This is a genomic window from Streptomyces sp. NPDC031132 (assembly GCF_055570595.1).
In genome coordinates, this window is sequence record NZ_JBVIGX010000001.1 from 570099 (window position 1) to 594866 (window position 24768).

Sequence of the window (24768 nt, forward strand, 5' to 3'; positions counted from 1 at the left end):
ACGCTACGCTCCCAAGGAATCCGGCTCCGGCAAAGGCGAAGCATGCCCCAGCACACCTCAGGGTCTGACCGCGCTGCGGTGCCCCCCGCTGCCCGCGGCAGCGTGCGGACCCCCGCGCCCTCGTCCCTCGAGGTGCTGTGGCGCTCGTACAAGGAGAGCGGTGACGAGCGGCTGCGGGAGCAGCTGATCCTGCACTACTCGCCCCTGGTGAAGTACGTGGCCGGCCGGGTCAGCGTGGGCCTGCCGCCCAATGTGGAACAGGCCGACTTCGTCTCCTCCGGGGTCTTCGGACTGATCGACGCCATCGAGAAGTTCGACATCGAGCGGTCCATCAAGTTCGAGACGTACGCGATCACCCGGATCCGGGGCGCGATGATCGACGAGCTGCGGGCGCTGGACTGGATCCCGCGTTCGGTCCGGCAGAAGGCGCGGGCCGTGGAGCGGGCCTACGCCACGCTCGAAGCCCAGCTGCGCCGCACCCCGACCGAGCACGAGGTCGCCGGCGAGATGGGCATCGCCGTGGAGGAACTCCACGCCGTGTTCAGCCAGTTGTCGCTCGCCAACGTGGTCGCCCTGGAGGAGCTGCTGCACGTCGGCGGAGAAGGCGGCGACCGCCTCTCGCTGATGGACACCCTGGAGGACACCGCCGCCGACAATCCGGTCGAGGTGGCCGAGGACCGCGAGCTGCGCAGGCTTCTGGCCCGGGCCATCAACACCCTGCCGGAGCGGGAGAAGACCGTGGTGACGCTGTACTACTACGAAGGGCTCACGCTGGCCGAGATCGGCAACGTCCTCGGCGTCACGGAGAGCCGGGTCAGTCAGATCCACACCAAGTCGGTGCTCCAACTGCGGGCCAAGCTGGCGGATGTCGGCCGGTGAGCTTGCGGCACCTCCGTAGAGTGGATGCGTGCCCAGGATTCGAGCGGCCTCCGTGGCCGAGCACCGGTCGATGCAGCGCGGCGCCCTGCTGGACGCTGCACGCTCCCTGTTGTCCGAAGGCGGGACGGAAGCTCTGACCTTCCCCGCCCTGGCGGAGCGCACCGGCCTCGCCCGGTCCTCCGTGTACGAGTACTTCCGCTCCCGCGCGGCCGTGGTCGAAGAGCTGTGCGCCGTGGACTTCCCCGTGTGGGCCGCCGAGATCGAGGCGGCGATGGAACAGGCCCAGTCGCCGGAGGCGAAGGTCGAGGCCTACGTGCGGAGCCAGCTCGGGCTGGTCGGGGACCGGCGGCACCGGGCGGTGGTGGCGATCTCGGCCAGTGAGCTGGACGCGGGGGCGCGGGAGAAGATCCGTGCTGCGCACGGGGGGCTCGTGGCGATGATCGTGGAGGCGCTCGGGGCCCTCGGGCACGAGCAGCCCCGGCTTGCCGCGATGCTCCTGCAGGGCGTCGTCGATGCCGCCGTGCGGCGCATCGAGCTCGGCGCCGCCGAGGACCCCGGTGTGGTGACGGAGGCGGCCGTGGCCATGGCCCTGCGGGGTGTACGGGGCTGAGGTCCCGGGGGTTCTGCCCCCAGACCCCCGCGCCTCGAACGCCGGCGGAGCTCGATTCGGGGCTCCCGCCCCGGGCCCGCGCCTCGAACGCCGGCGGGGCTGGATTGGCCGGCGGGGCTGGAGTGGGGCAGGAGTCGTGGCGTGGGGTGGGGGAGGAGGGCCAAGGGGTTCAGGTACGTCGTGCCTGAGAGGAGGCCCCAGTGGAGGCAGGGGGTCGTGCAGTGCGTGCCCTCCGTGAGGACCGCCACCACCTGGCCCGCCGTGACCTCCTCGCCCTCCACGACCAGCGGCCGCACCGGTTCGTACGTGGTGCGCAGGCCCCCCGGGAGCGTGAGGGAGAGGACCCCGCGGCCGGCCACCAGGCCCGCGTAATGCACCCGGCCCGGACCGACCGTGCGGAGCTCCGCGCCCACCCGGGCGGACAGGTCCACCCCGCGGTGCCCCGCCGCGTACGGGGTCGGGGGCGGGTCCCACCAGCGGGCCACCACCAGTGGGGGCGGCAGCGGCCGCGCCCCCGGTACGAGCGCTTGGGCCAGGGTCAGCAGCAGCGTGAGCAGCAGTGTCGTCATGCCGTCCAGGTTGCCGCCGGCTCGCGCAGCGTGACGGCGGCTGTGGACAAACGGCCGGGTGTGGACAACGGCGTCACCTGGCATACCGCCCGGTCCCGTACACTTCTTACGGCGATCCGGGTCACCGGGTCGACTTCGCACGCCCCAGCACCAGCCGCTCAGGCCGGGTGAAAGCGTCTCTCGGTCCCCTTGTCGGGGGCAGGACGCGGTGGGGCGTCAGGAACCAAACCGAGAAAACCAAGGAGATGGCCATGGCCGTCGTTACGATGCGGGAGCTGCTGGAAAGCGGCGTCCACTTCGGTCACCAGACCCGTCGCTGGAACCCGAAGATGAAGCGCTTCATCTTCACCGAGCGCAACGGCATCTACATCATCGACCTGCTCCAGTCGCTGTCGTACATCGACCGCGCCTACGAGTTCGTCAAGGAGACCGTTGCCCACGGCGGCTCCATCATGTTCGTCGGTACCAAGAAGCAGGCCCAGGAGGCCATCGCCGAGCAGGCGACGCGCGTTGGTATGCCGTACGTCAACCAGCGCTGGCTGGGTGGCATGCTCACCAACTTCTCCACCGTCTACAAGCGCCTCCAGCGTCTGAAGGAGCTTGAGGCGATCGACTTCGAGGACGTCGCCGCCTCGGGTCTCACCAAGAAGGAGCTCCTGGTCCTCTCCCGCGAGAAGACCAAGCTGGAGAAGACCCTCGGTGGTATCCGCGAGATGTCGAAGGTTCCCAGCGCCGTCTGGATCGTCGACACCAAGAAGGAGCACATCGCCGTCGGTGAGGCGCGCAAGCTCCACATCCCGGTCGTCGCGATCCTCGACACCAACTGCGACCCCGACGAGGTCGACTACAAGATCCCGGGCAACGACGACGCGATCCGTTCCGTCACCCTGCTCACCCGCGTGATCGCCGACGCCGTCGCCGAGGGCCTCATCGCCCGCTCCGGCGCTGCGACCGGTGACTCGAAGCCGGGCGAGAAGGCCGCCGCCGAGCCGCTCGCCGAGTGGGAGCGCGACCTGCTCGAGGGCGAGAAGAAGGCTGACGACGCCGAGGCCGCTCCGGCCGAGGCCGCTGTCGAGGCTCCGGCCGCCGAGGCCCCCGCCGCCGAGGCTGTCGAGGCCCCGGCCGCCGACGCCGAGCAGGCCTGACCCACTGAGAGCGCCCGGCGTTCATACGCCGGGCACTCGCAGCACGGACGATGACGGCGGGGGAGCCGCGCCACAAGCGCGGCGCCTCCGCCGTTCACCCGTAGATCTACGACTTCGAGAGAGAATCACAGACTCATGGCGAACTACACCGCCGCTGACGTCAAGAAGCTCCGCGAGCTCACCGGCGCCGGCATGCTGGACTGCAAGAACGCGCTCGTGGACGCCGACGGTGACGTCGACAAGGCCCAGGAAGCGCTCCGTATCAAGGGTCAGAAGGGCGTCGCCAAGCGCGAGGGCCGTTCTGCCGAGAACGGTGCCGTCGTCTCCCTCATCGCCGACGACAACACCTCCGGTGTCATCGTCGAGCTGAAGTGCGAGACGGACTTCGTCGCCAAGGGCGAGAAGTTCCTGGCCGTCGCCAACCAGCTGGCCGCGCACGTCGCCGCCACCTCCCCGGCCGACATCGAGGCGCTGCTCGCGTCCGAGATCGAGCCCGGCAAGACCGTCACCGCCTTCGTGGACGAGGCGAACGCGAACCTGGGCGAGAAGATCGTCCTGGACCGCTTCGCGCAGTTCTCCGGCGGTTACGTCACGGCGTACATGCACCGCACCATGCCCGACCTGCCGTTCCAGATCGGCGTCCTGGTCGAGCTCGACAAGGAGAACGCCGAGGTCGCCCGCGGTGTCGCGCAGCACATCGCCGCGTTCGCCCCGCAGTGGCTCTCCGCCGAGGACGTCCCGGCCGACAAGGTCGAGTCCGAGCGCCGCATCGCCGAAGAGGTCACCCGCGCGGAGGGCAAGCCCGAGGCTGCCATCGCGAAGATCGTCGAGGGTCGCGTCAACGGCTTCTTCAAGGACGCCACGCTGCTCGGCCAGGCGTACGCCCTGGACAACAAGAAGTCCGTCCAGAAGGTCCTGGACGAGGCCGGTGTCACCCTGAAGCGCTTCACGCGCATCAAGGTCGGCATCTGAGTCCGTCCGTACACGACGGACACCGGACCCCGGTAGGGTCTGAAGCAGTCGTCCGCCCGCGCGCGGAACGACCGCAGATCTGACGAGGAGGCCATTGCCGTAGAGGGAACCGCGAGGACCCACCGGCAATGGCCTTCTTCGTATGTGCACGAGGAGATCTCCATGAATCAGGGCGTGGACCCCCACACCGCTTCCGACGACAAGAGCGACCACGACAAGAAGGGCCGCCGCTTCATGCTGAAGCTGTCGGGCGAAGCCTTCTCCGGTGGTGGAGGACTGGGCGTCGACCCCGACGTCGTCCATGCCATCGCGCGCGAAATCGCCGCGGTGGTCCGTGACGGCGCGGAGATCGCCGTCGTGATCGGCGGCGGAAACTTCTTCCGCGGCGCCGAACTGCAACAGCGGGGCATGGACCGTGCGCGGTCCGACTACATGGGCATGCTCGGCACCGTCATGAACTGCCTCGCCCTCCAGGACTTCCTGGAGAAGGAAGGCATCGACTCCCGCGTGCAGACCGCCATCACCATGGGCCAGGTCGCGGAGCCGTACATCCCGCTGCGCGCCGTACGCCACCTGGAGAAGGGCCGCGTCGTCATCTTCGGCGCCGGCATGGGCATGCCGTACTTCTCCACCGACACCACGGCCGCCCAGCGCGCCCTGGAGATCGACGCCGAGGCCCTGCTCATGGGCAAGAACGGCGTCGACGGGGTCTACGACTCCGACCCGAAGAAGAACCCCGACGCGGTGAAGTTCGACGCGCTGGAGTACAGCGAGGTGCTCTCCCGCGACCTCAAGGTCGCCGATGCCACCGCCATCACGCTGTGCCGCGACAACAAGCTGCCGATCCTGGTCTTCGAACTGCTCGCCGAGGGCAATATCGCCCGCGCCGTCAAGGGTGAGAAGATCGGCACGCTCGTGAGCGACCAGGGCACCCGGGCCTGAGCGTCCCGACGCCGGGCCCGGCCCTCCTGGGCCGAGCCCGCCCCGCCCGCCTGAACCATCCAAATCTGACATGCAGGAGCACGTGGTGATCGAAGAAATCCTCCTCGAGGCCGAGGAGAAGATGGAGAAGGCCGTCGTCGTCGCCAAGGAAGACTTTGCCGCGATCCGCACCGGTCGCGCGCACCCGGCGATGTTCAACAAGATCGTGGCCGACTACTACGGCGCCATCACCCCCATCAACCAGCTCGCGTCCTTCTCGGTGCCCGAGCCGCGCATGGCGATCGTGACCCCGTTCGACAAGAGCGCCCTGCGCAACATCGAGCAGGCCATCCGCGACTCCGACCTGGGCGTCAACCCCAGCAACGACGGCAATATCATCCGGGTGACCTTCCCCGAGCTGACGCAGGACCGCCGCAAGGAGTACATCAAGGTCGCGCGCACCAAGGCCGAGGACTCCAAGGTCTCGATCCGCTCCATCCGCCGCAAGGCGAAGGACGCCCTCGACAAGCTCGTCAAGGACAAGGAGTCCGGCGAGGACGAGGTGCGGCGCGCGGAGAAGGAGCTCGACGACACCACCGCGAAGTACGTGGCGCAGGTCGACGAGCTGCTCAAGCACAAGGAAGCCGAGCTCCTCGAGGTCTGATGAACGACTCTCCCTGGGCCACGGAGCAGGTTCCGGCGGGTCCCGCATACGATGCGCTGGTGGGCCCGCACACTCGGCCCATGCCCATCGTGCCCGATGCCGCCGGCCGTGACTTCGACGACCGGGAAGCACGCGATCGGGGGGCCGCCGCCGACGGCGGCCCCCCGTTCCGCGCCGAGACGCCGCCGCAGGAGCCCATGCCCAGCCCCCCGCCTCCGCCCTCGCAGGCACCGCAGGACGCCTCGCCCCCGCCGAAGAAGCGGGCGGGGCGAGACCTGCGTGCCGCCATAGGGGTCGGCGTCGGCCTCGGCGCGGTGATCTTCGCTTCGCTGTTCATCGTGAAGGCGGTCTTCGTCGGCGTCATCGTCGTCGCGGTCGTCGTGGGCCTGTGGGAGCTCACTTCCCGGCTCCAGGAGAAGAAGGGCATCAAGGCGCCGCTCGTCCCGCTCGCGGTCGGCGGCGCCGCCATGGTCATCGCCGGATACGTCCGCGGGGCCGAGGGTGCCTGGGTGGCCATGGCCCTGACCGCGCTGGCGGTCCTGGTCTGGCGGATGACCGAACCGCCCGAGGACTACCTCAAGGACGTCACCGCGGGCGTCTTCGCGGCGTTCTACGTGCCCTTCCTGGCCACCTTCGTCGCGATGCTGCTCACCGCCGACGACGGCCCGCAGCGGGTGGTCACCTTCCTGGTCCTGACCGTGGTCAGCGACACCGGGGCCTACGCGGTGGGCTGGCGGTTCGGCAAGCACAAGCTGGCGCCGCGCATCAGCCCCGGCAAGACCCGCGAGGGGCTGTTCGGCGCGGTGGCCTTCGCAATGGCGGCCGGCGCGCTGTGCATGGAGTTCCTGATCGACGGCGGCGCCTGGTGGCAGGGCCTGCTGCTCGGTCTCGCCGTCGCGGTCAGCGCCACGCTGGGCGACCTCGGCGAGTCGATGATCAAGCGGGACCTGGGCATCAAGGACATGGGCACGCTGCTGCCGGGCCACGGCGGCATCATGGACCGGCTCGACTCCCTGCTGCCGACCGCTCCGGTGGTGTGGCTGCTGCTCGCGGCCTTCGTCGGCACGGGCTGAAACCGGCCTCCGCGGGTTCCGGTCGGCGGGCGGTTCACCAGGGGGCCCCGCTGAGCAGGGGCGACGTACGTACGAAAGCTTCGGGTGGGTCCGGGCGGTTACTCTTGAAAGGCGCGCTGCTTCTGCGGCGCGCCTTTCGTCTTACGAGGAGTACCTGCCATGGCCCGCCCCGTCCCGGGAGAGCTCACCTTCGTCGCCCCTCGCGGAGCCAAGAAGCCGCCCCGGCATCTCGCCGACCTCACGCCCGAGGAGCGGCGCGAGGCGGTCGCCGCGATCGGTGAGAAGCCCTTCCGGGCCAAGCAGCTCTCGCAGCACTACTTCGCCCGGTACGCGCACGACCCGGCCGAGTGGACCGACATCCCGGCGGGCTCCCGCGAGAAGCTCCAGCAGGAGCTGCTCCCCGAGCTGATGAACGTCATCCGGCACATCTCGTGCGACGACGACACCACCCGCAAGACCCTGTGGAAGCTGCACGACGGCACGCTCGTCGAGTCCGTGCTGATGCGCTACCCCGACCGGGTCACCATGTGCATCTCCTCGCAGGCCGGCTGCGGCATGAACTGCCCGTTCTGCGCCACCGGCCAGGCGGGCCTGGACCGCAACCTGTCCACCGCCGAGATCGTCCACCAGATCGTCGACGGCATGCGCGCGCTGCGCGACGGCGAGGTCCCGGGCGGCCCGGCCCGGCTCTCCAACATCGTCTTCATGGGCATGGGCGAGCCGCTGGCCAACTACAACCGCGTCGTCGGCGCCATCCGCCGCCTCACCGACCCCGAGCCCGACGGCCTGGGCCTGTCGCAGCGCGGGATCACCGTCTCCACCGTCGGCCTGGTCCCGGCGATGCTGCGGTTCGCCGACGAGGGCTTCAAGTGCCGCCTCGCGGTCTCGCTGCACGCGCCGGACGACGAGCTGCGCGACACCCTCGTCCCCGTGAACACCCGCTGGAACGTCCGCGAGGTCCTCGACGCGGCATGGGAGTACGCCGAGAAGTCCGGCCGCCGGATCTCCATCGAGTACGCGCTGATCCGCGACATCAACGACCAGGCCTGGCGCGGCGACCTCCTCGGGCGACTGCTCAAGGGCAAGCGTGTCCACGTCAACCTGATCCCGTTGAACCCGACGCCGGGCTCGAAGTGGACGGCTTCGCGTCCCGAGGACGAGAAGGCCTTCGTGGAGGCCATCGCCCGCCACGGCGTGCCGGTGACCGTCCGTGACACCCGCGGCCAGGAGATCGACGGCGCGTGTGGCCAGCTGGCGGCCTCGGAGCGCTAACCTGCGGTTTCCTCCGACCCGGTTCGGCCACGGGGTACCCTGTGGCCGAACCAATTGCATATTCCGACAGGGGAGCGCCACAGCGCTGAGAGTGCGGTAACCGTCATCCGCAGACCCTCTGAACCTCGCCCCGGTCATTCGGGGTAGGAAGTTCGGTCATCACTCAAGCTGTTGCGCCCTGCCCGGCGACCGCTCGCACTGAGCGCCGGGCAGGGCCGCGTCTTCTCCTGGTCATCCCAGGAGGAATCACCAGTGAGCACCACCAAGAAGTTCGCGGGCGCAGCGCTCGCGGCCGCGCTCGGCGTCGCCACGCTCAGCGCCTGCGGCGGCGGAGACGCCAAGGACAAGGCCGGGGACGGCGCGAGCGAGACGCCGAAGTCCAAGACGGTCACGCTCGTCTCCCACGACTCCTTCAACGTGACCGACACGGTCCTCAAGGAGTTCGAGCAGCAGAGCGGCTACACCGTCAAGGTCCTGAAGTCCGGGGACGCGGGCGCCGCCCTCAACCAGGAGATCCTCACCAAGGGCTCCCCGCGCGGCGACGTCTTCTTCGGTGTCGACAACACGCTCCTCTCGCGCGCCCTCGACAACGGGATCTTCACGCCGTACGAGGCCAAGGGCCTGGCCGACGTGAAGCCCGAGTACGTGCTCGACAAGGAGCACCGGGTCACCCCGATCGACTCCGGCGACATCTGCGTCAACTACGACAAGGCGTACTTCGCCGACAAGAAGCTCGCCCCGCCGCAGACGCTGGACGACCTGATCAAGCCGGAGTACAAGAACCTGCTGGTCACCGAGAACGCGGCGACCTCCTCGCCGGGCCTCGGCTTCCTCCTCGCCTCCGTCGGCAAGTACGGCGAGGACGGCTGGAAGGACTACTGGACCAAGCTCAAGGCCAACGGCGTCGAGGTCGTCGACGGCTGGGAGCAGGCCTACAACGAGCGCTTCTCGGGCTCCGCGGGCGGCAAGAAGGCCAAGGGCGACCGCCCGCTGGTCGTCTCCTACGCCTCCAGCCCGCCGGTCGAGGTCCTGTACGGCGAGCCGCAGCCGGCCGAGGCACCCACGGGCGTCTCCACCGGTACCTGCTTCCGCCAGGTCGAGTTCGCGGGCTTGCTCAAGGGCGCGAAGAACGAGGAGGGCGGCAAGGCGCTCCTCGACTTCCTGGTGAGCAAGAAGTTCCAGGAGGACATGCCGCTCCAGATGTTCGTGAACCCGGTGGTCAAGGACGCGAAGCTGCCGGAGCTGTTCACGAAGCACGGCGTGGTCATCGAGAAGCCGGAGAACGTCACTCCGGAGACCATCGCCAAGAACCGTGAGCAGTGGGTCAAGACATGGTCCTCGCTGGTCGTGAAGTAGGACGCGAGAGCGCACGCGAGGGCACTCCTGTGAAGGAGGGCGTACGCGGTACAGCCGTCAGGCTCGCCCTGATGGCCGTACCGCTCGCCTTCTTCGGGCTGTTCTTCGCCTATCCCGTCGCCGCGATCGTCGGCCGCGGGATCAAGACCGAGGACGGCTGGCAGTTCGGCCGGATCGGCGAGGTGCTGGCCCGGCCCGACATCGCCGACGTCCTCTGGTTCACCACCTGGCAGGCGCTCGCGTCCACGGCGCTCACGCTCCTGATCGCACTCCCCGGCGCGTACGTCTTCGCGCGCTTCGAGTTCCCCGGCAAACAACTGCTGCGGGCGGTGGTCACGGTCCCGTTCGTGCTGCCGACGGTGGTGGTCGGCACGGCCTTCCTGGCGCTGGTCGGGCGGGGCGGACTGCTGGACGAGCTGTGGGGCGTCCGGCTGGACACCACCGTGTGGGCGATCCTGCTCGCGCACGTCTTCTTCAACTACGCCGTCGTCGTACGGACGGTCGGCGGACTCTGGGCGCAGCTCGACCCGCGCCAGGAGGAGGCCGCCCGGGTGCTGGGCGCCGGGCGGTTCGCCGCCTGGCGGCGGGTGACGCTGCCCGCGCTCGGGCCGGCCGTGGCCGCCGCCTCGCTGATGGTGTTCCTGTTCACCTTCACCTCCTTCGGCGTCGTGCAGATCCTGGGCGGGCCCTCGTACGCCACCCTCGAGGTGGAGGTCTACCGGCAGACCGCGCAGCTGCTGGACCTGCCGACGGCCGCGGTCCTCACGATGGTGCAGTTCGTGGCGGTCGGCCTGATCCTCGCCATCCACGCCCGGACCGTCCGCCGGCGGGAGACCGCCCTGCGGCTGGTGGACCCGGCGCGGACCGCACACCGGCCGAGCGGGCCGGGCCAGCGCGCCCTGCTGGGCGGGGTGCTGCTGACGGTGGCGCTGCTGATCGTGGCCCCGCTGCTGGTGCTGGTGGAGCGGTCCTTCGACGCGCCGGGCGGGTACGGGTTCGGCTTCTACCGGGCGCTGCAGGACGCGGGCGCGGGCGGCGGAACGTTCCTGGTGCCACCGCTGGAGGCGATCTGGAACTCCCTGCAGTACGCACTCGCCGCCACCGCCATCGCCCTGTTGATCGGGGGGCTCGCGGCCGCGGCACTGACCCGGCGCGGGGGGCGGTTCGTGCGCGGGTTCGATGCGCTGCTGATGCTTCCGCTGGGGGTGTCGGCGGTGACGGTCGGCTTCGGCTTCCTGATCACCCTGGACGAGCCGCCGCTGGACCTGCGGACCTCGTGGATCCTGGTGCCGCTGGCCCAGGCGCTGGTGGGCGTGCCCTTCGTCGTACGGACCATGCTGCCGGTGCTGCGCGCGGTGGACGCCCGGCTGCGCGAGGCCGCCGCCGTGCTCGGCGCGTCGCCGCTGCGGGCCTGGCGGGAGGTGGACCTGCCGCTGGTGCGGCGGGCGCTGCTGATCGCGGCCGGGTTCGCCTTCGCCGTCTCGCTGGGGGAGTTTGGGGCGACCGTCTTCATCGCGCGGCCCGACCGTCCGACGCTGCCGGTGGCCGTGGCGCGGCTGCTGGGGCGGGCGGGTGAGCTCAACTACGGGCAGGCGATGGCCCTGAGCACGATTCTGATGCTGGTGTGCGCCGTGTCCCTGCTGGTGCTGGAGCGGCTGCGCCCCGACAAGACCTCGGGAGAGTTCTGATGACGTTGCTCGAACTGGCCGGGGTGTCGGTCCGCTTCGGCGAGCGTGCCGTCGTCGACGTGCTGGACTCCGTGGATCTCGCGGTCGCCGAGCACGAGATCGTGTGCGTGCTCGGGCCGAGCGGGAGCGGCAAGTCCACGCTGTTGCGGGTCGTCGCCGGGCTCCAGCCGGTCTCCGCCGGGCGGGTCCTGCTCGGAGGTGCGGACCAGGTGCGGGTGCCCGTGCACCGGCGCGGGGTGGGCCTGATGTTCCAGGACCACCAGCTGTTCCCGCACCGGGACGTGGGCGGGAACGTCGCGTTCGGGCTGCGCATGAGGGGCTCCGGCCGAGGGGCCTGCGAGGGGCGGGTCGCCGAACTGCTGGAGCTGGTCGGGCTCCCCGGAGCGCAGGGTCGGTCCGTGTCCTCCCTGTCGGGCGGTGAGCAGCAGCGGGTCGCCCTGGCCCGGGCGCTGGCCCCCTCACCGCGGCTGCTGATGCTGGACGAACCACTGGGACAGCTGGACCGGGGGCTGCGCGAGCGGCTGGTGGTGGAGCTGCGGGGGCTGTTCTCCCGCCTCGGGACCACCGTGCTGGCCGTCACCCACGACCAGGGGGAGGCCTTCGCCCTGGCCGACCGGGTGGTGGTGATGCAGGACGGGCGGATCGCCCAGGCCGGGACCCCGCTGGAGGTCTGGCAGCGGCCGGCCTCGGAGTTCGTGGCGCGGTTCCTCGGGTTCGAGAACGTGGTCCCGGCGGTGGTGTCGGGCGGGGCCGCGCTGACCGCCTGGGGCCGGGTGCCGGTTCCGGCCGGCTCCCCTGACGGTGAGCACAGGCTGCTGATCCGGCCCGCCGGGGTGGTCTTGGCGGAGCAGGGGCTGGGCTGCGAGGTGGTCTCGCGGACGTTCCGGGGGACGCATGTCGCGCTGCTGCTGCGGCCGGAGGCGGGGCCGCAGCTGGAGGCGGAGTGCGGGCTGGCGGGGGCCCCGGCCGTGGGGGACCGGGTCACGGTGTCCTTCGCCCCGGCCGAGGTGGTCGTCCTCCCGACGGCGTAGCTGCTGCGCGGGGCTCGTCCCCTACTTCCGGCCTGCCAGCGTTTCGCTCCTCAAGAGCCGGACGGGCTGAAAGGCCTCAGACGCCGGCGGGGGTGGATTCGGCCGGGGTGGTGTCTTCGGCCGGGGTTTCCGCGCCGTCGTGGTTGCCGTACCAGGCGACGGCCACCGCGCCCGTGACGGCCAGGACGAAGCCGAGGACCGCCAGCCACGCCAGGCCAGGCCGCGATGCGTCGCCCAGCCACAGGACGCCGATCGCACCCGGCAGGACGGTCTCGCCGACGACCAGCGCGGCCGTCGCGCCGTTCACCGAGCCGATCTGGAGGGCGACGGTGTGCAGGTACATGCCGCCGACGCCGGCCAGCAGGATGGCGTAGAGGGCCGGGTCGGCGAGCAGCTTGCCCAGGTCGAACGGGTCGATCCCGTCGAGGATCCGGACGCCGACGCCGAGCGCGCCGAAGGCCAGGCCCGACAGCAGACCCGCCAGGATCGCGGCCCGCGCCCCCAGGAGGCGTACGGCCACCGTGCCGCCCGCGATGATCAGCAGGGTCACGGCGAACAGCCACCAGTGCGTGGACATCGGGGCGTGGTGACCGCCCTCGTGGCCCGCCGCCGTCGCCAGCAGCACCAGCGCCGCGCAGACGACCCCGATCGAGGTCCATTCCTTCCGGGTCAGCCGGATGCCCAGCATCTTCACGCTCAGCACGGCGGTGATCACCAGGTTGGCGCTGATCACCGTCTGGGAGAGGAACAGGGGCAGCAGGCGGGCGGCGAGCGCGCCCAGCCCGAAGCCGACGAAGTCCAGGATGGTGCCGACGATGAACTCCCACGTCATCGCCGCTTTCGCGGTGGACGAGAGGTTCGGGCCGCCGTGCGCGGTCACCCCGGCGGCGGCCGGGGACATCCGGGCCGCCCGGCGCGAGCCGACGGCTTGCAGGACGGATCCCGTGCCGTAGCAGATGGATGCCGCGATCGCGGTCAGCAGGCCTATGAGCACCGAGGGCTCCGTTCACGTCTGGCAGGGTTTTGCACTTTGATTACCTATGGCAGACGTGCGATCGGGCCGGGAAGTTGCCTCGGCCCGTCACTCATTTCATCGAAGCGAGTACGGCGGGGACCTCGGCCACCGAGTCGACCAGCGCGATCCGGGACTCCATCGCACGGCCGCGCGCCAGCGCCTGGAGCAGCGGCCACGCCGGCAGGTGCTCGGTCCAGTGCGTACGCCCGACCAGCACCATCGGCGTCGGCTCGCCCCGCGACTCGTAGTAGTTCGGCGTGGCGTTGTCGAATATCTCCTGCAGGGTGCCCGCGGCGCCCGGCAGGAAGACGACGCCCGCGGTGGACCGGGCGAGCAGCCCGTCCTCCCGGGTGGCGTTCGCGAAGTACTTGGCGATGTGGCCGGCGAAGGCGTTCGGCGGCTCGTGCCCGTAGAACCAGGTGGGGATCCCCACCGAGTCGCCGCCGGCGGGCCAGCGGTCCCGTACGGCGAACGCCGCCTGCGCCCAGTCGGACACCGAGGGCGCGAAGGACGGGGCCTTGGCCAGGATCTCCAGGGCCTCCGCAAGAGCGTGGTCCGGAGCGGCCGCCAGGTAGGCGCCGAGGTTGGCCGCCTCCATCGCGCCGGGGCCGCCGCCGGTGGCGACCGTCAGCCCGGACCGGGTCAGCTCCCGGCCGAGTTCGGCCGCGCCCTGGTAGTCCAGGCCGCCGCGGGCCATGGCGTGGCCGCCCATGACGCCGACCACGCGGGCACCGGCGAGCTGTTCGTCGAGGGCGTCGGAGATCGCGTCGTCGTGGATGGACCGCAGCATCGAGGAGAAGACGTCGCCGTCCGCCTTGGTCTCCTGGAACCAGGCGTACGACTGGGCGTCAGGGGTGGCGTCGTAGCCGGCGGACAGCCCCGCGAACAGCTCGTCGGCGGTGTACAGCAGACCGCGGTACGGGTTGAAGGGCAGGTCCGGCACCGGCGGGAAGACCAGCGCGCCGTCCGCGCGCACCTTGGCCGCCGCGTCGGGCTCCATCGCGCAGCCCAGGAAGACGGCCGCGGAGGTGTCGGCGGACAGCAGGGCGAACGTACGCTCCAGCAGGTTGACCGACTGGATCCGGTAGCCGCTGAGCGAGCCGCGGGCCACGACCTGGTCGAATTCGGCGAGCGTCTCGATCTCGATGTCTGCGTTGACCATTCGGCCCACCCTAAGGGCTGCTTGTATCAGCGGGTCAACGCCAGCGACGTCAGCTGCGCCACACCCCACACGACCGGTGCGCACACGGCCAGCAGCGCGGTGGCCCGCAGGGTCGCGGCCGTACGCAGGACCGTGCCCGGAGTGCCCAGGTCGCGCAGGGTCGCGCGGGTGTCGGAGCGGTCCTGGCGGACCTCGAAGGCGCAGGTGAGCAGGGTCGCGGCCACGCACAGCGCGACCAGGGCGCAGGCCGGCCCGGTCAGCGGGCCCAGCGGGACGGGGAAGCCGTCCTCGTCGCGCAGGGCAGCGGCGGTGAGGGCGCCCGCGCCGACCGCGCACAGCAGGCCGAGCGGACGGCCCAGCCGGGGCGCCTCCTCCTGGAGGGTGCGCCCGGCCAGCAGCCGCACGGCGCCCGGGCGGACCGCCTGCACCAGCGCTCCGCAGGCGTAGGCCAGCCCCGGGCCGGCGAGCGAGAGCCCGACGGCGGTGAGTGCCCAGCCGGCCGCCATGCCGAGGCCGCCGAGGCCGGTGTACGCCTCGACCGCCAATCCGCAGGCGGTGAGGGCGATGCCCCAGGGCAGGCCGGTCTGCGGGGCCAGCGGCGGATGCGGGCGCAGGGCGAACGCCGTGGCGGCCGAGGCGGCCAGCGGCACCAGGGCCAGCAGGGTGAGGGCGGCCGCCACGGGCAGCGGCCGGTCGGCGTGCAGCAGGCGGGCCCCGGCCCCGTCGAACGGCAGGCCGGTGACGTCGCCCCGCAGATGGAGGAAGGCGACCAGGGCCACGGCGCTGCCCAGGGTGCACGAGACGGCCGTGGAGACCGCCGCGACGAGGGCGAGCCGTACGGGGCCCAGCCCGACGGCGTCCATCCCCTCGCGGGGCCGGGTCGCGGGGTCGGTCCGTGCGACGGCGACCGCGAACTGCACGGTGACGGCGAGCGGGACCAGGGCCCACAGCAGGCGCGGGAACGATCCGGCAGGCCGGACGGTGGCCTCGGCCAGCACGAACAGCAGGAGGAAACCGGTGCCGGCGCAGGCGGCGGCGACCAGCAGCCGGCGCAGCTGGACGAGCGGGCGGGAGCCGCGGGCTAGGCGGAGAGCGAGCACGCGGCCTGGCCCTCCGGGGTCTCGTCGGACACACCGCCGACGGCGGCCGCGGTCCCGGCGGGGCGGCCGTCGAGCAGCGCGACCCGGCGGTCGGCGACGGCCGCGGTCTCCTCGTCGTGGGTGGCCAGCACCACGGTGATCTCGTGCGAGCGGGCCGCGGTGGTGAGCGTACGGAGCAGCAGGGCGCGCTCGGCGCGGTGCAGCGGGGCGGTGGGTTCGTCGGCGAAGACCACGGCGGGCTCGTTGACCAGGGCCCGGGCGAGGGCCACCCGCTGGGATTCGGCGTGGGTCAGGGCACGGGGGCGCTTGCGGGCGAAGCCGCCGATGTCGAGGCGGTCCAGCCATTCGCAGGCGGCGGCCTTGGCGGTGCGGTGGGAGGCCCCGGCGATCAGCAGGGGCAGGGCGGCGTTCTCCCAGACCTTGAGCTCGGGCAGCAGCAGGGGCTCGGGGCCGATCCAGCCGAACCGGTCGCGGCGCAGCCGTTCGCGGGCCGGCGCGCCCATGGTGTGGACGGGCACGCTGTTGAACCAGATCTCGCCCTGCTCCGGCACCACGTGTCCGGCCAGGCAGCGCAGCAGCGTGGTCTTCCCGCTGCCGCGCGGGCCGGTCAGGGCCAGGATCTCGCCCTGGCGGACGCCGACCGAGACCCCGATGAGGCCGGGTGAACCGCTGTGGGAGTAGTGAACGGACCGTGCCCAGAGGACGTCATTGTCCGGTGGGGCGTTGTCCGGTGGAGCCACCATGGCGTACACCTCCGTCCGGGGGAACGAAGCGGAACCGGTTCGGTCACTGGCGCCGCACTGAGATGTAAAGAGATGAATGCCTTGGATGGTGACAGCACACGGCCCGGACCCCCGCGTTCTCACTCGAACGGAGGATCCGGGCCGTGTGGTTCGGACTATTTACTGCTCTTTGCCGCGCTGCTCTTTACAGCTTGGTCCACGCCTCGGTGAGCACCGAGCGCAGGATGCCTTCGATCTCGTCGAAGGTGCCCTGGTCCGCGATCAGCGGCGGGGCCAGCTGGATGACCGGGTCGCCACGGTCGTCGGCACGGCAGTACAGGCCGTTCTCGAAGAGTGCCTTGGAGAGGAAGCCGTAGAGCACGCGCTCGGTCTCCTCGTCCGTGAAGGACTCCTTGGTGACCTTGTCCTTGACGAGCTCGATGCCGTAGAAGAAGCCGTTGCCGCGGACGTCGCCGACGATGGGCAGGTCGTGCAGCTTCTTCAGCGTCGAGAAGAAGGCGTCCTCGTTGTCCAGCACGTGCTGGTTGAGGCCTTCCTTGTCGAAGATGTCGAGGTTGGCGAGCGCCACCGCGGAGGACACCGGGTGTCCGCCGAAGGTGTAGCCGTGCAGGAAGGTGTTGCCGCCCTTGTAGAACGGCTCGGCGATGCGGTCCGAGACGATGCAGGCACCGATCGGGGAGTAACCCGAGGTCATGCCCTTGGCGCAGGTGATCATGTCCGGGACGTAGTCGAACTTGTCACAGGCGAACATCGTGCCGAGGCGGCCGAAGGCGCAGATCGTCTCGTCGGAGACGAGGAGCACGTCGTACTCGTCGCAGATCTCGCGGACCCGCTGGAAGTACCCGGGCGGCGGCGGGAAGCAGCCGCCGGCGTTCTGCACCGGCTCGAGGAACACGGCGGCGACGGTGTCGGCGCCTTCGAACAGGATCTCCTGCTCGATCTGGTCGGCGCACCAGCGGCCGAAGGCCTCGGGATCGTCGCCGTAGATCGGGGCGCGGTAGATGTTGGTGTTCGGCACCTTGTGCGCGCCGGGGACCAGCGGCTCGAAGGGGGCCTTCAGGGCCGGCAGGCCGGTGATGGACAGCGCGCCCTGCGGGGTGCCGTGGTAGGCGACCGCGCGGGAGATGACCTTGTACTTGGTGTGCTTGCCCTGCAGCTTGAAGTACTGCTTGGCGAGCTTCCACGCGGTCTCGACGGCCTCGCCGCCACCCGTGGTGAAGAAGACCTTGTTCAGGTCGCCCGGGGCGTAGCCGGCGAGGCGCTCGGCCAGCTCGACCGCCTGGGGGTGGGCATACGACCAGATGGGGAAGAACGCGAGTTCCTGGGCCTGCTTGTAGGCGACTTCGGCCAGTTCCTTGCGGCCGTGACCGGCGTTGACCACGAACAGTCCGGCGAGACCGTCCAGGTAGCGCTTGCCCTTGTCGTCGAAGATGTAAGTGCCCTCACCCCGCACGATGGTGGGGACGGGGGAGTTCTCGTACGACGACATGCGGGTGAAGTGCATCCACAGGTGGTCGTACGCGGTCTTGGAGAGGTCCTGGCTCACGGGCTATCGAGTTCCCCACATGTAGGTCTGCTTCTTCAGCTTCAGATAAACGAAGCTTTCGGTTGATCGCACGCCGGGGAGCGCGCGGATCTTCTTGTTGATCGTCTCCAGCAGGTGGTCGTCGTCCTCGCAGACGATCTCCACCATCAGGTCGAACGAGCCCGCGGTCATGACCACGTACTCGCACTCGGCCATCTGGGTCAGTGCGTCGGCCACCGGGTCGAGGTCTCCCTCGACGTTGATGCCGACCATGGCCTGGCGCCGCAGGCCCACGGTGAGCGGGTCGGTGACGGCGACGATCTGCATGACGCCCTGGTCGAGCAGCTTCTGCACGCGCTGGCGCACGGCTGCCTCCGACAGGCCGACGGCCTTGCCGATCGCCGCGTACGGACGGCGTCCGTCCTCCTGCAGTTGCTCGATGATCGCCAGGGACACAGCATCGACCGAAGGGGACGGTTGTCTGTTCCTGGAATCTGCGCTTCGACTGACCACGACCTCACTGTGCACGAGGAGTCGTCTGTTCCGCAAGACGGAATCGATGAAATCCGTCGTCTGGGGACTTGGATCTCACTGATTTCGTAGTTCGTGGCATCTGGCCCTGCCGAAAGCGTCCGCCTAGGGGCTAAGATTGGGATTCGTCTCAATCGTTGGACATGTGATCAGGAGTGTGGCTGGAGTGACCACCGAACTGCGTCGTCTGCGCAACTACATCGGCGGAGAGTTCAAGGACGCCGCCGACGGGCGGACCACCGAGGTGGTCAACCCCGCCACCGGCGAGGTGTACGCCACCGCCCCGCTCTCCGGCCAGGCCGATGTCGACGCCGCCATGGCCGCTGCCGCGGCCGCTTTCCCGGGGTGGCGCGACACCACCCCCTCCGAGCGGCAGAAGGCCCTGCTCAAGATCGCGGACGCCTTCGAGGCGCGCGCGGAGGAGCTCGTGGCCGCCGAGTCGGAGAACACCGGCAAGCCGCTGGGCCTCACGGCCAGCGAGGAGCTGCCGCCGATGGTGGACCAGATCCGCTTCTTCGCGGGTGCGGCCCGCCTGCTCGAGGGCCGCTCGGCCGGCGAGTACATGGACGGGATGACCTCGATCATCCGCCGCGAGCCGGTCGGCGTATGCGCCCAGGTCGCGCCGTGGAACTACCCGATGATGATGGCCGTGTGGAAGTTCGCCCCGGCCATCGCCGCGGGCAACACCGTGGTGCTCAAGCCCTCGGACACCACCCCGGCCTCCACCGTCCTGATGGCCGAGATCATCGACTCGGTCCTGCCCAAGGGCGTCTTCAACGTCGTCTGCGGCGACCGTGAGACCGGCAAGGCCATGGTCGAGCACTCCACCCCGGCGATGGCCTCCATCACCGGCTCGGTGCGCGCGGGCATGCAGGTCGCCGAGAGCGCCTCGAAGGACGTCAAGCGCGTCCACCTGGAGCTCGGCGGCAAGGCCCCGGTCGTGGTCTTCGAGGACGCCGACATCCCGAAGGCCGTCGAGGACATCGCGGTCGCCGGCTACTTCAACGCCGGCCAGGACTGCACCGCCGCGACCCGCGTGCTCGTGCACGAGTCCATCCACGACGAGTTCGTGAGCGCGCTGGCCAAGGCCGCGGCCGACACCAAGACCGGCCAGCCGGACGACGAGGACGTGCTCTACGGCCCGCTGAACAACCCGAACCAGCTCAAGCAGGTCGCGGGCTTCATCGACCGCCTCCCGGCGCACGCCAAGGTCGAGGCGGGCGGCCACCAGGTCGGGGAGAAGGGCTACTTCTACGCCCCGACCGTGGTCTCGGGCCTCAAGCAGGACGACGAGATCATCCAGAACGAGGTCTTCGGCCCCGTCATCACCGTCCAGTCCTTCACGGACGAGGCCCAGGCCCTGGAGTTCGCGAACGGCGTCGAGTTCGCCCTCGCCTCCTCCGTGTGGACCAAGGACCACGGCCGCGCGATGCGCATGTCCAAGAACCTCGACTTCGGCTGCGTGTGGATCAACACCCACATCCCGCTCGTCGCCGAGATGCCCCACGGCGGCTTCAAGAAGTCCGGCTACGGCAAGGACCTCTCCGCCTACGGCTTCGAGGACTACACGCGCATCAAGCACGTGATGACCTCGCTCGACGGCTGATCTTTCTCCACGGAGATCGCATCGATCACCGAAGGAGCTTGAGAGGGCGGGCAGTAGACAATGTGTCTATTGCCCGCCCCTTTCTGTTCCCCGAGGCTTTGCCCATGCCTGAACTCGCCTTCTCCCGCCGCGCGGCACTGCGCGGCCTCGGTGCCGCCGGCCTGTTCGCGGCCCTCACCGGCTGCGGTGTGCCCGCCGCCTACGTCCCCGAGGACCGTCGGGGAGGCCAGGACCGCTCCGGCCGGGACAAGCGGGTCGCCTTCTCCAACTGGCCCCTGTACATCGACACCGATGACGAGGACGAGGAGCGCCGTCCCACGCTGGACGCCTTCTCGGAGAAGACCGGCATCGAGGTCCGGTACACCGAGGAGATCAACGACAACGACGAGTTCTTCGGCAAGGTCAGTCCGGCCCTGATGAACCACCAGGAGACCGGCCACGACCTGGTGGTGGTCAGCGACTGGATGGCCGCCCGCTTCGTCCACCTGGGCTGGGCCCAGAAGATGGACCGGTCGGCGCAGCCCAACGTGACCGCCCACCTGGACCCGCAGCTGAAGTCCCCCGCCTTCGACGAGGGCCGCCTGCACACCGTCCCGTGGCAGTCGGGGATCACCGGCATCGCCTACAACCGCAAGGCGCTGGGCCGGGAGATCAAGTCCGTCAAGGACCTGTGGCACCCGGACCTGGCGGGCAAGGTCACCCTCTTCTCGGGTCTGGACGAGTCCTTCGCCCTGCTGATGCAGGGTGACGGCGTGGACGTGACCCGGTGGACCGAGTCCGACTTCCATCGGATGTGCGACCAGGTGGAGAGCATGGTGAAGAAGAAGCACATCCGCCGCTTCACCGGCAACGACTACACCTCCGATCTGAGCAAGGGCGACGTCCTGGCCTGCCAGGCGTACTCCGGCGACGCCATCCAGCTCCAGGCCGACAACCCCGACATCGAGTTCGTGGTACCGGAGGAGGGCGCCGAGCTCTGGGCGGAGAGCCTGCTCGTCCCCAACCTGGCCCGGCACAAGGCCAACGCCGAGGCCCTGGTCGACTACTACTACGCCCCCGAGGTGGCCGCCGAGCTCGCCGCCGCCGTCAACTACGTCTGCCCGGTCCCGGCCGCCCGCGACGTGCTGGCCGGCTCCGACGACAAAGAGACCGCCGAACTCGCCGAGAACCCGCTGATCTTCCCGGACGGGGAGATGCGCAAGCGGCTCGTCGTGGCCCGCGACATCTCCTCGGCCGAGCGCCGCTCCCTCGCCCAGCGCTGGAACGCCATCGTCGGTCTCTGAGCGCCGAGCGTCGAGCGCCTGGTGCCGGGCGGAGTCGAATGATCACGGTCCCGCCACAGAACTGAACGCGTTCAGAGAATTGGCTGAACGTGTTCAGAAATAGGCGTACGCTTCTTTCCATGAGCGAGAGAAGCGCCCTTCAGCGGCGGATCCGTGCCTGGCTGGTCCTGTTCATCGTCTGCCTCGTGCTCAGCGGTCTCACCGCCTTCCCCCTGGTCAGCGAATTGCACTGGGCCAACTCCCTCGTGTCCCACACCTGGCTGCGGCGGGTGGGGGAGGGGCTGGACCGGGCCGACGCGGACTATCCCTTCCTCCTCTACGGCACCGACTGGCTCGCCTTCGCCCACCTGGTGATCGCGGTCTTCTTCTACGGGGTCCACCGCGACCCCGTCCGCAACATCTGGATCGTCGAAGCCGGCATGATCGCCTGCGCCGGCGTGATCCCCCTGGCCCTGATCTGCGGCCCCATCCGGGGCATCCCCTTCGGGTGGAGCGTCATCGACATGTCGTTCGGCGTCTTCGGGGTCGTACCCCTGCTGGCGCTCCGCCGCATGATCAAGCGCCTCGAGGCACTGCCGACCGACGGCTACCGGGCGAAGGCCGCCGCGACGGTCCCGTAAGCCACCTTGTTCACGTCCTGGCCCTTGGTGTCGGTGGAGTTGACCGAGTGGACGAGGGTGCGCGAGAGATCGCGCGCCCCGCCGATCACGGTGCCGTAGCCGTACCGGGAGCCCGTCCTGCCGTAGACCACCGTGCCGTCCGGCAGCACGAACTGCTTCATCTCCAGCGGCGCGTTGCCCAGCGTGGTCAGCAGGTACGCCGGCCAGGTCGCCGGCGAAACCAGCGGATCGCGGGGCACGACGAACGGAATCGTCGTCGCCACCTGCACCAGCAGCGTCAGCCCCAGGTGCTGCCACCGCGGATCCGCCCGCCGGATCCGCTCCCCCGGGCGTGTATCACCGGCCGGGCAGCCCGAACTCGGCCCGTACGCCGGCCAGCGCGTCCACCCGGTTGGTGGTGACCGAGTCCACCCCGGCCGCGACCAGCCTGCGCATCGTCCGCCTGGTGTCCGCCGTCCAGGCCGAGACGAGCAGGCCGTCCCGGTGCAGGGCGTCCGTCAGTTCCCGGCTGACCAGCCCGAAGCGGTAGTTGAGCCAGGTCGGCGCCACCGCGTCGATCAGCACCCGGCGCGGCGGCGCCAGCGTGGTCCAGGTCAGCGCGATCTCGGCGCCCGGATCGGCGGCGCGCACGGCCAGCATGGTGTCCGGCCCCGCGCTGTAGTACGTACGCTCGCGCGCCCCGCACTCCCTGACCTGGCCGACGACCGTCCGTACGGATTCGGGCGTCGCACCCGGCAGGTCGATCATCAGCCGGCCCGCACCCGCCGCCGTCAGAGCCTGGCGCAGCGTCGGGATCCCACCGTCCGTCAACTCCTTCAGCTGCGGTGCCGTGACGGCATCGAGCCGCACGTCGTGGCCCCACAGCCGCTGGAGCGTCTCGTCGTGGAGCAGGACCGCCTCCCCGTCGCGGGTCAGCCGTACGTCGACCTCGACCGCGTCCGCTCCGCGAGCGAAGGCCGAGCGGATCGAGTGCAGGGTGTTCTCGCGGGCACGGTAGGGGTCGCCGCGGTGGCCTACGACAGTCAGGGTGCGCATGGACCCATTGTCCGCAGGCGTCAGCGCGCCAGCCAGGCGTCGGTGTACGTGTCAATCTCCGCGCTGATCTTCGCCTTGCCGGCCTCGTCCAGGAAGGAGGCCTCGACGGCGTTCTTGGCCAGCTGTGCGAGCCCGCGCTCGTCGAGGTCGAGCAGCCGCGCGGCGACCGCGTACTCGTTGTTGAGGTCCGAGCCGAACATCGGCGGGTCGTCGCTGTTGATGGTGACGAGCACGCCCGCCTGCACCATCTCCTTGACGGGGTGCCGGTCCAGGTCGGTCACCGCGCGCGTGGCGATGTTGGAGGTCGGGCAGACCTCGAGCGCGATCCGGTGCTCGACGAGGTACGCGAGGAGCTCCGGGTCCTGGGTGGCGCTGGTGCCGTGGCCGATGCGCTCGGCGCCGAGGTCGCGGATCGAGTCCCAGATGGTCTCCGGTCCGGTGGTCTCGCCGGCGTGCGGCACGCTGTGCAGGCCCGCGGCCCGGGCGGCGTCGAAGTACGGCTTGAACTGGGGGCGCGGGACGCCGATCTCGGGCCCGCCGAGGCCGAAGGAGACCAGGCCCTCCGGGTGCAGTTCGACGGCGAGGCGCGCGGTCTCGGCGGCGGCCTCCAGGCCGGCCTCGCCGGGGATGTCGAAGCACCAGCGCAGGATGACGCCGAGCTCGGTCTCGGCCGCCTTGCGGGCGTCCTCGATGGCCTCCATGAAGGCCTTCTCGTCGATGCCGCGACGGGTGGAGGAGTACGGGGTGATGGTCAGCTCGGCGTAACGGATGTTCTGCCGGGCCATGTCGCGGGCGACTTCGAACGTCAGGGTGCGGACGTCGTCGGGGGTGCGGACCAAGTCGACGACGGAGAGGTAGACCTCGATGAAGTGCGCGAAGTCGGTGAACGTGAAGTAGTCGGCGAGTGCCTCGGGATCGGTGGGGACCTTGGAGTCGGGGTGGCGGGAGGCGAGTTCGGCGACGATGCGCGGGGAGGCCGAACCGACGTGGTGGACATGGAGTTCCGCCTTGGGCAGCCCTGCGATGAAGGGGGTCAGGTCGGGCATGAGGGAGCCTCCGGGAGGACGCGGGTGCGGACAGATCGGGCTTCATCGTAGGCAGCTCCGGGACTGTCGGCGGCAGCGCTTAGCATGGCCGTACGAGAGGGGGGCGCCGCATGACCGATCAGAGCCCCGAGCCGAGGGACCCGTGGGCGCCGCCGGAGCGGCCGGCGGTGGAACTCGGCAAACCGCAGGCCACACCGGGCGTGTCGGGTTCGCCGTCCGTGCACGACCAGCCCACGATCGCGGGGATGCCGGGGGCCGACTTCCCGCCGGCGCAGATACCGGGGCCGACGCCGATGCAGACTCCGGCGCCCCTGCCCGAGCCCGCCCCGACGCTGCCGCCCGCGTACGGGTACCCGGCGCAGCCGGATCCCGGTGGCTACGCGTACCCCGGACCGCCGCCCGCGCAGCCGGCGTACGGCTACCCGGGCTATCAGGGGTACCCCGGGTACCCCGCCTACCGGCAGATGAGCAACGGCTTCGGGGTCACCGCCCTCGTCCTCGGCATCATCGGGGTGGTCACCTGCTACCTGGGTGTCCTGTTCGGAGTCCCGGCGGTCATCTTCGGCGCCCTGGGCCGCGGCAAGGCCCGGCGTGGTGAGGCCGACAACGGCCCGATGGCACTCGCCGGCATCATCCTGGGCTCGGTCAGCATCCTGATCAGCATTCTGATGATCGCGCTCGTGATCGCCGGGGTCCTGCTCGGTGACCCGGACAGCGACTCCGACTTCGACAGCCCGGCCTCGCCGACGCGGATCCGCGAGAACGTCTGACGCACGGGCCGCGGGCGACGGGCTGCCCAGCACACGGCGACACGGCCACACGGCACAGGGGGGGGGGGGGGGGGGGGGGGGCCGCCCCCCCCCCGCCCGTCGCTCGAGCGCCAACCGCCCCCACCGCCACCCCCCCCACAGCCCTCATACCC

At 70.4% G+C, this 24768-nt stretch carries 24 protein-coding genes and 1 pseudogene; 15 read left to right on the forward strand and 10 right to left on the reverse strand.

Going from position 1 to position 24768, the window contains the following annotated elements; genetic code table 11:
- Positions 1 to 42: 42 nt before the first annotated feature.
- Together whiG and ACZ49B_RS02600 are read left to right on the forward strand one after the other, a co-directional pair.
- Positions 43 to 879 carry an RNA polymerase sigma factor WhiG gene (whiG, locus tag ACZ49B_RS02595; protein ID WP_468299688.1) on the forward strand — a complete coding sequence of 279 codons (837 nt, stop codon included), beginning with the start codon at positions 43 to 45 and terminating at the stop codon, positions 877 to 879.
- Between the two features lie 52 nt (positions 880 to 931).
- On the forward strand, positions 932 to 1489 hold the full coding sequence (locus tag ACZ49B_RS02600; protein ID WP_468299872.1) for a TetR/AcrR family transcriptional regulator: 558 nt from the start codon (positions 932 to 934) through the stop codon (positions 1487 to 1489).
- A gap of 224 nt (positions 1490 to 1713) precedes the next feature.
- Here ACZ49B_RS02600 and ACZ49B_RS02605 read toward each other — a convergent pair.
- Positions 1714 to 2142 (reverse strand): annotated as a pseudogene (locus ACZ49B_RS02605) (peptidoglycan DD-metalloendopeptidase family protein); the annotation flags it as partial.
- Between the two features lie 167 nt (positions 2143 to 2309).
- On the opposite strand from ACZ49B_RS02605, the gene rpsB reads away from it, so the two are divergent.
- The 9 genes from rpsB (at position 2310) to ACZ49B_RS02650 (ending at position 12180) form a co-directional block, all read left to right on the forward strand.
- Positions 2310 to 3203, forward strand: coding sequence for a 30S ribosomal protein S2 (gene rpsB / locus ACZ49B_RS02610; protein ID WP_468299690.1), 894 nt, complete (start codon positions 2310 to 2312; stop codon positions 3201 to 3203).
- Between the two features lie 135 nt (positions 3204 to 3338).
- Positions 3339 to 4175, forward strand: coding sequence for a translation elongation factor Ts (gene tsf / locus ACZ49B_RS02615; RefSeq protein WP_468299692.1), 837 nt, complete (start codon positions 3339 to 3341; stop codon positions 4173 to 4175).
- Between the two features lie 162 nt (positions 4176 to 4337).
- Positions 4338 to 5117: a UMP kinase gene (gene pyrH, locus ACZ49B_RS02620; protein ID WP_030162523.1), complete on the forward strand. Its 780-nt coding sequence runs from the start codon at positions 4338 to 4340 to the stop codon at positions 5115 to 5117.
- A gap of 85 nt (positions 5118 to 5202) precedes the next feature.
- Entirely contained in the window at positions 5203 to 5760 is a 558-nt protein-coding gene (frr, locus tag ACZ49B_RS02625) for a ribosome recycling factor (RefSeq protein ID WP_030298420.1), read from the forward strand.
- Positions 5760 to 6833 (forward strand): phosphatidate cytidylyltransferase, encoded by a 1074-nt coding sequence (locus ACZ49B_RS02630; protein WP_468299695.1) that lies wholly within the window; start codon positions 5760 to 5762, stop codon positions 6831 to 6833. The genes frr and ACZ49B_RS02630 overlap by 1 nt, the downstream gene beginning before the upstream one ends.
- A 159-nt stretch (positions 6834 to 6992) precedes the next feature.
- Positions 6993 to 8105, forward strand: coding sequence for a dual-specificity RNA methyltransferase RlmN (rlmN, locus tag ACZ49B_RS02635; RefSeq protein WP_468299696.1), 1113 nt, complete (start codon positions 6993 to 6995; stop codon positions 8103 to 8105).
- 252 nt (positions 8106 to 8357) lie between these two features.
- Positions 8358 to 9461 (forward strand): thiamine ABC transporter substrate-binding protein, encoded by a 1104-nt coding sequence (locus tag ACZ49B_RS02640; protein WP_468299698.1) that lies wholly within the window; start codon positions 8358 to 8360, stop codon positions 9459 to 9461.
- Positions 9462 to 9532: 71 nt separating this feature from the next.
- On the forward strand, positions 9533 to 11149 hold the full coding sequence (locus ACZ49B_RS02645) for an ABC transporter permease (protein ID WP_468299700.1): 1617 nt from the start codon (positions 9533 to 9535) through the stop codon (positions 11147 to 11149).
- Positions 11149 to 12180, forward strand: coding sequence for an ABC transporter ATP-binding protein (locus tag ACZ49B_RS02650; RefSeq protein WP_468299702.1), 1032 nt, complete (start codon positions 11149 to 11151; stop codon positions 12178 to 12180). The genes ACZ49B_RS02645 and ACZ49B_RS02650 overlap by 1 nt, the downstream gene beginning before the upstream one ends.
- A gap of 76 nt (positions 12181 to 12256) precedes the next feature.
- On the opposite strand, the gene ACZ49B_RS02655 is transcribed toward ACZ49B_RS02650, so the two are convergent.
- The 6 genes from ACZ49B_RS02655 to ACZ49B_RS02680 form a co-directional block, all read right to left on the reverse strand.
- Positions 12257 to 13174, reverse strand: coding sequence for a DMT family protein (locus ACZ49B_RS02655; protein WP_468299705.1), 918 nt, complete (start codon positions 13172 to 13174; stop codon positions 12257 to 12259).
- Between the two features lie 91 nt (positions 13175 to 13265).
- The gene (locus ACZ49B_RS02660) at positions 13266 to 14357 is read right to left on the reverse strand and encodes an LOG family protein (RefSeq protein WP_468299707.1); all 1092 of its coding nucleotides are present in this window, start codon (positions 14355 to 14357) and stop codon (positions 13266 to 13268) included.
- Positions 14358 to 14383: 26 nt separating this feature from the next.
- Complete coding sequence (locus ACZ49B_RS02665; protein WP_468299709.1) at positions 14384 to 15457, reverse strand: hypothetical protein; 1074 nt, start codon at positions 15455 to 15457, stop codon at positions 14384 to 14386.
- The gene (locus tag ACZ49B_RS02670) at positions 15439 to 16200 is read right to left on the reverse strand and encodes an ABC transporter ATP-binding protein (RefSeq protein WP_468299711.1); all 762 of its coding nucleotides are present in this window, start codon (positions 16198 to 16200) and stop codon (positions 15439 to 15441) included. Before ACZ49B_RS02670 ends, ACZ49B_RS02665 begins: the two co-directional genes overlap by 19 nt.
- A 184-nt stretch (positions 16201 to 16384) precedes the next feature.
- Positions 16385 to 17746 (reverse strand): aspartate aminotransferase family protein, encoded by a 1362-nt coding sequence (locus tag ACZ49B_RS02675; RefSeq protein ID WP_030298399.1) that lies wholly within the window; start codon positions 17744 to 17746, stop codon positions 16385 to 16387.
- 3 nt (positions 17747 to 17749) lie between these two features.
- Positions 17750 to 18253 (reverse strand): Lrp/AsnC family transcriptional regulator, encoded by a 504-nt coding sequence (locus ACZ49B_RS02680; RefSeq protein WP_030298396.1) that lies wholly within the window; start codon positions 18251 to 18253, stop codon positions 17750 to 17752.
- 169 nt (positions 18254 to 18422) lie between these two features.
- Between ACZ49B_RS02680 and ACZ49B_RS02685 the strand changes: the two genes are divergently transcribed.
- The 3 genes from ACZ49B_RS02685 to ACZ49B_RS02695 all read left to right on the forward strand — a co-directional run bounded on the left by ACZ49B_RS02685 (position 18423) and on the right by ACZ49B_RS02695 (position 21765).
- Positions 18423 to 19862, forward strand: a complete 1440-nt coding sequence (locus ACZ49B_RS02685) for a gamma-aminobutyraldehyde dehydrogenase (RefSeq protein ID WP_468299714.1) — start codon at positions 18423 to 18425, stop codon at positions 19860 to 19862.
- 104 nt (positions 19863 to 19966) lie between these two features.
- Positions 19967 to 21145: an ABC transporter substrate-binding protein gene (locus ACZ49B_RS02690; protein WP_468299716.1), complete on the forward strand. Its 1179-nt coding sequence runs from the start codon at positions 19967 to 19969 to the stop codon at positions 21143 to 21145.
- 119 nt (positions 21146 to 21264) lie between these two features.
- Positions 21265 to 21765, forward strand: a complete 501-nt coding sequence (locus ACZ49B_RS02695; protein ID WP_468299718.1) for a hypothetical protein — start codon at positions 21265 to 21267, stop codon at positions 21763 to 21765.
- Here the strand turns inward: ACZ49B_RS02695 and ACZ49B_RS02700 are convergent.
- From ACZ49B_RS02700 to ACZ49B_RS02710, 3 genes are all read right to left on the reverse strand, one after another.
- Positions 21732 to 22028, reverse strand: coding sequence for a hypothetical protein (locus tag ACZ49B_RS02700; protein ID WP_468299720.1), 297 nt, complete (start codon positions 22026 to 22028; stop codon positions 21732 to 21734). The genes ACZ49B_RS02695 and ACZ49B_RS02700 overlap by 34 nt on opposite strands.
- A 73-nt stretch (positions 22029 to 22101) precedes the next feature.
- The gene (locus ACZ49B_RS02705) at positions 22102 to 22800 is read right to left on the reverse strand and encodes a glycerophosphodiester phosphodiesterase (protein ID WP_468299722.1); all 699 of its coding nucleotides are present in this window, start codon (positions 22798 to 22800) and stop codon (positions 22102 to 22104) included.
- A 20-nt stretch (positions 22801 to 22820) separates the two neighbouring features.
- Positions 22821 to 23846 carry an adenosine deaminase gene (locus ACZ49B_RS02710; protein WP_468299724.1) on the reverse strand — a complete coding sequence of 342 codons (1026 nt, stop codon included), beginning with the start codon at positions 23844 to 23846 and terminating at the stop codon, positions 22821 to 22823.
- Positions 23847 to 23956: 110 nt separating this feature from the next.
- Between ACZ49B_RS02710 and ACZ49B_RS02715 the strand changes: the two genes are divergently transcribed.
- The gene (locus ACZ49B_RS02715) at positions 23957 to 24616 is read left to right on the forward strand and encodes a DUF4190 domain-containing protein (protein WP_468299726.1); all 660 of its coding nucleotides are present in this window, start codon (positions 23957 to 23959) and stop codon (positions 24614 to 24616) included.
- Positions 24617 to 24768 lie beyond the last annotated feature (152 nt).

Coding starts and splice junctions, on each gene's coding strand:
- whiG (WP_468299688.1), top strand. CDS start 43: ATGCCCCAGCACACCTCAGGGTCTGACCGCGCTGCGGTGCCCCCCGCT.
- rpsB (WP_468299690.1), top strand. CDS start 2,310: ATGGCCGTCGTTACGATGCGGGAGCTGCTGGAAAGCGGCGTCCACTTC.
- tsf (WP_468299692.1), top strand. CDS start 3,339: ATGGCGAACTACACCGCCGCTGACGTCAAGAAGCTCCGCGAGCTCACC.
- pyrH (WP_030162523.1), top strand. CDS start 4,338: ATGAATCAGGGCGTGGACCCCCACACCGCTTCCGACGACAAGAGCGAC.
- ACZ49B_RS02630 (WP_468299695.1), top strand. CDS start 5,760: ATGAACGACTCTCCCTGGGCCACGGAGCAGGTTCCGGCGGGTCCCGCA.
- rlmN (WP_468299696.1), top strand. CDS start 6,993: ATGGCCCGCCCCGTCCCGGGAGAGCTCACCTTCGTCGCCCCTCGCGGA.
- ACZ49B_RS02645 (WP_468299700.1), top strand. CDS start 9,533: ATGGCCGTACCGCTCGCCTTCTTCGGGCTGTTCTTCGCCTATCCCGTC.
- ACZ49B_RS02650 (WP_468299702.1), top strand. CDS start 11,149: ATGACGTTGCTCGAACTGGCCGGGGTGTCGGTCCGCTTCGGCGAGCGT.
- ACZ49B_RS02660 (WP_468299707.1), bottom strand. CDS start 14,357: ATGGTCAACGCAGACATCGAGATCGAGACGCTCGCCGAATTCGACCAG.
- ACZ49B_RS02670 (WP_468299711.1), bottom strand. CDS start 16,200: ATGGTGGCTCCACCGGACAACGCCCCACCGGACAATGACGTCCTCTGG.
- ACZ49B_RS02690 (WP_468299716.1), top strand. CDS start 19,967: ATGCCTGAACTCGCCTTCTCCCGCCGCGCGGCACTGCGCGGCCTCGGT.
- ACZ49B_RS02695 (WP_468299718.1), top strand. CDS start 21,265: ATGAGCGAGAGAAGCGCCCTTCAGCGGCGGATCCGTGCCTGGCTGGTC.
- ACZ49B_RS02705 (WP_468299722.1), bottom strand. CDS start 22,800: ATGCGCACCCTGACTGTCGTAGGCCACCGCGGCGACCCCTACCGTGCC.
- ACZ49B_RS02710 (WP_468299724.1), bottom strand. CDS start 23,846: ATGCCCGACCTGACCCCCTTCATCGCAGGGCTGCCCAAGGCGGAACTC.
- ACZ49B_RS02715 (WP_468299726.1), top strand. CDS start 23,957: ATGACCGATCAGAGCCCCGAGCCGAGGGACCCGTGGGCGCCGCCGGAG.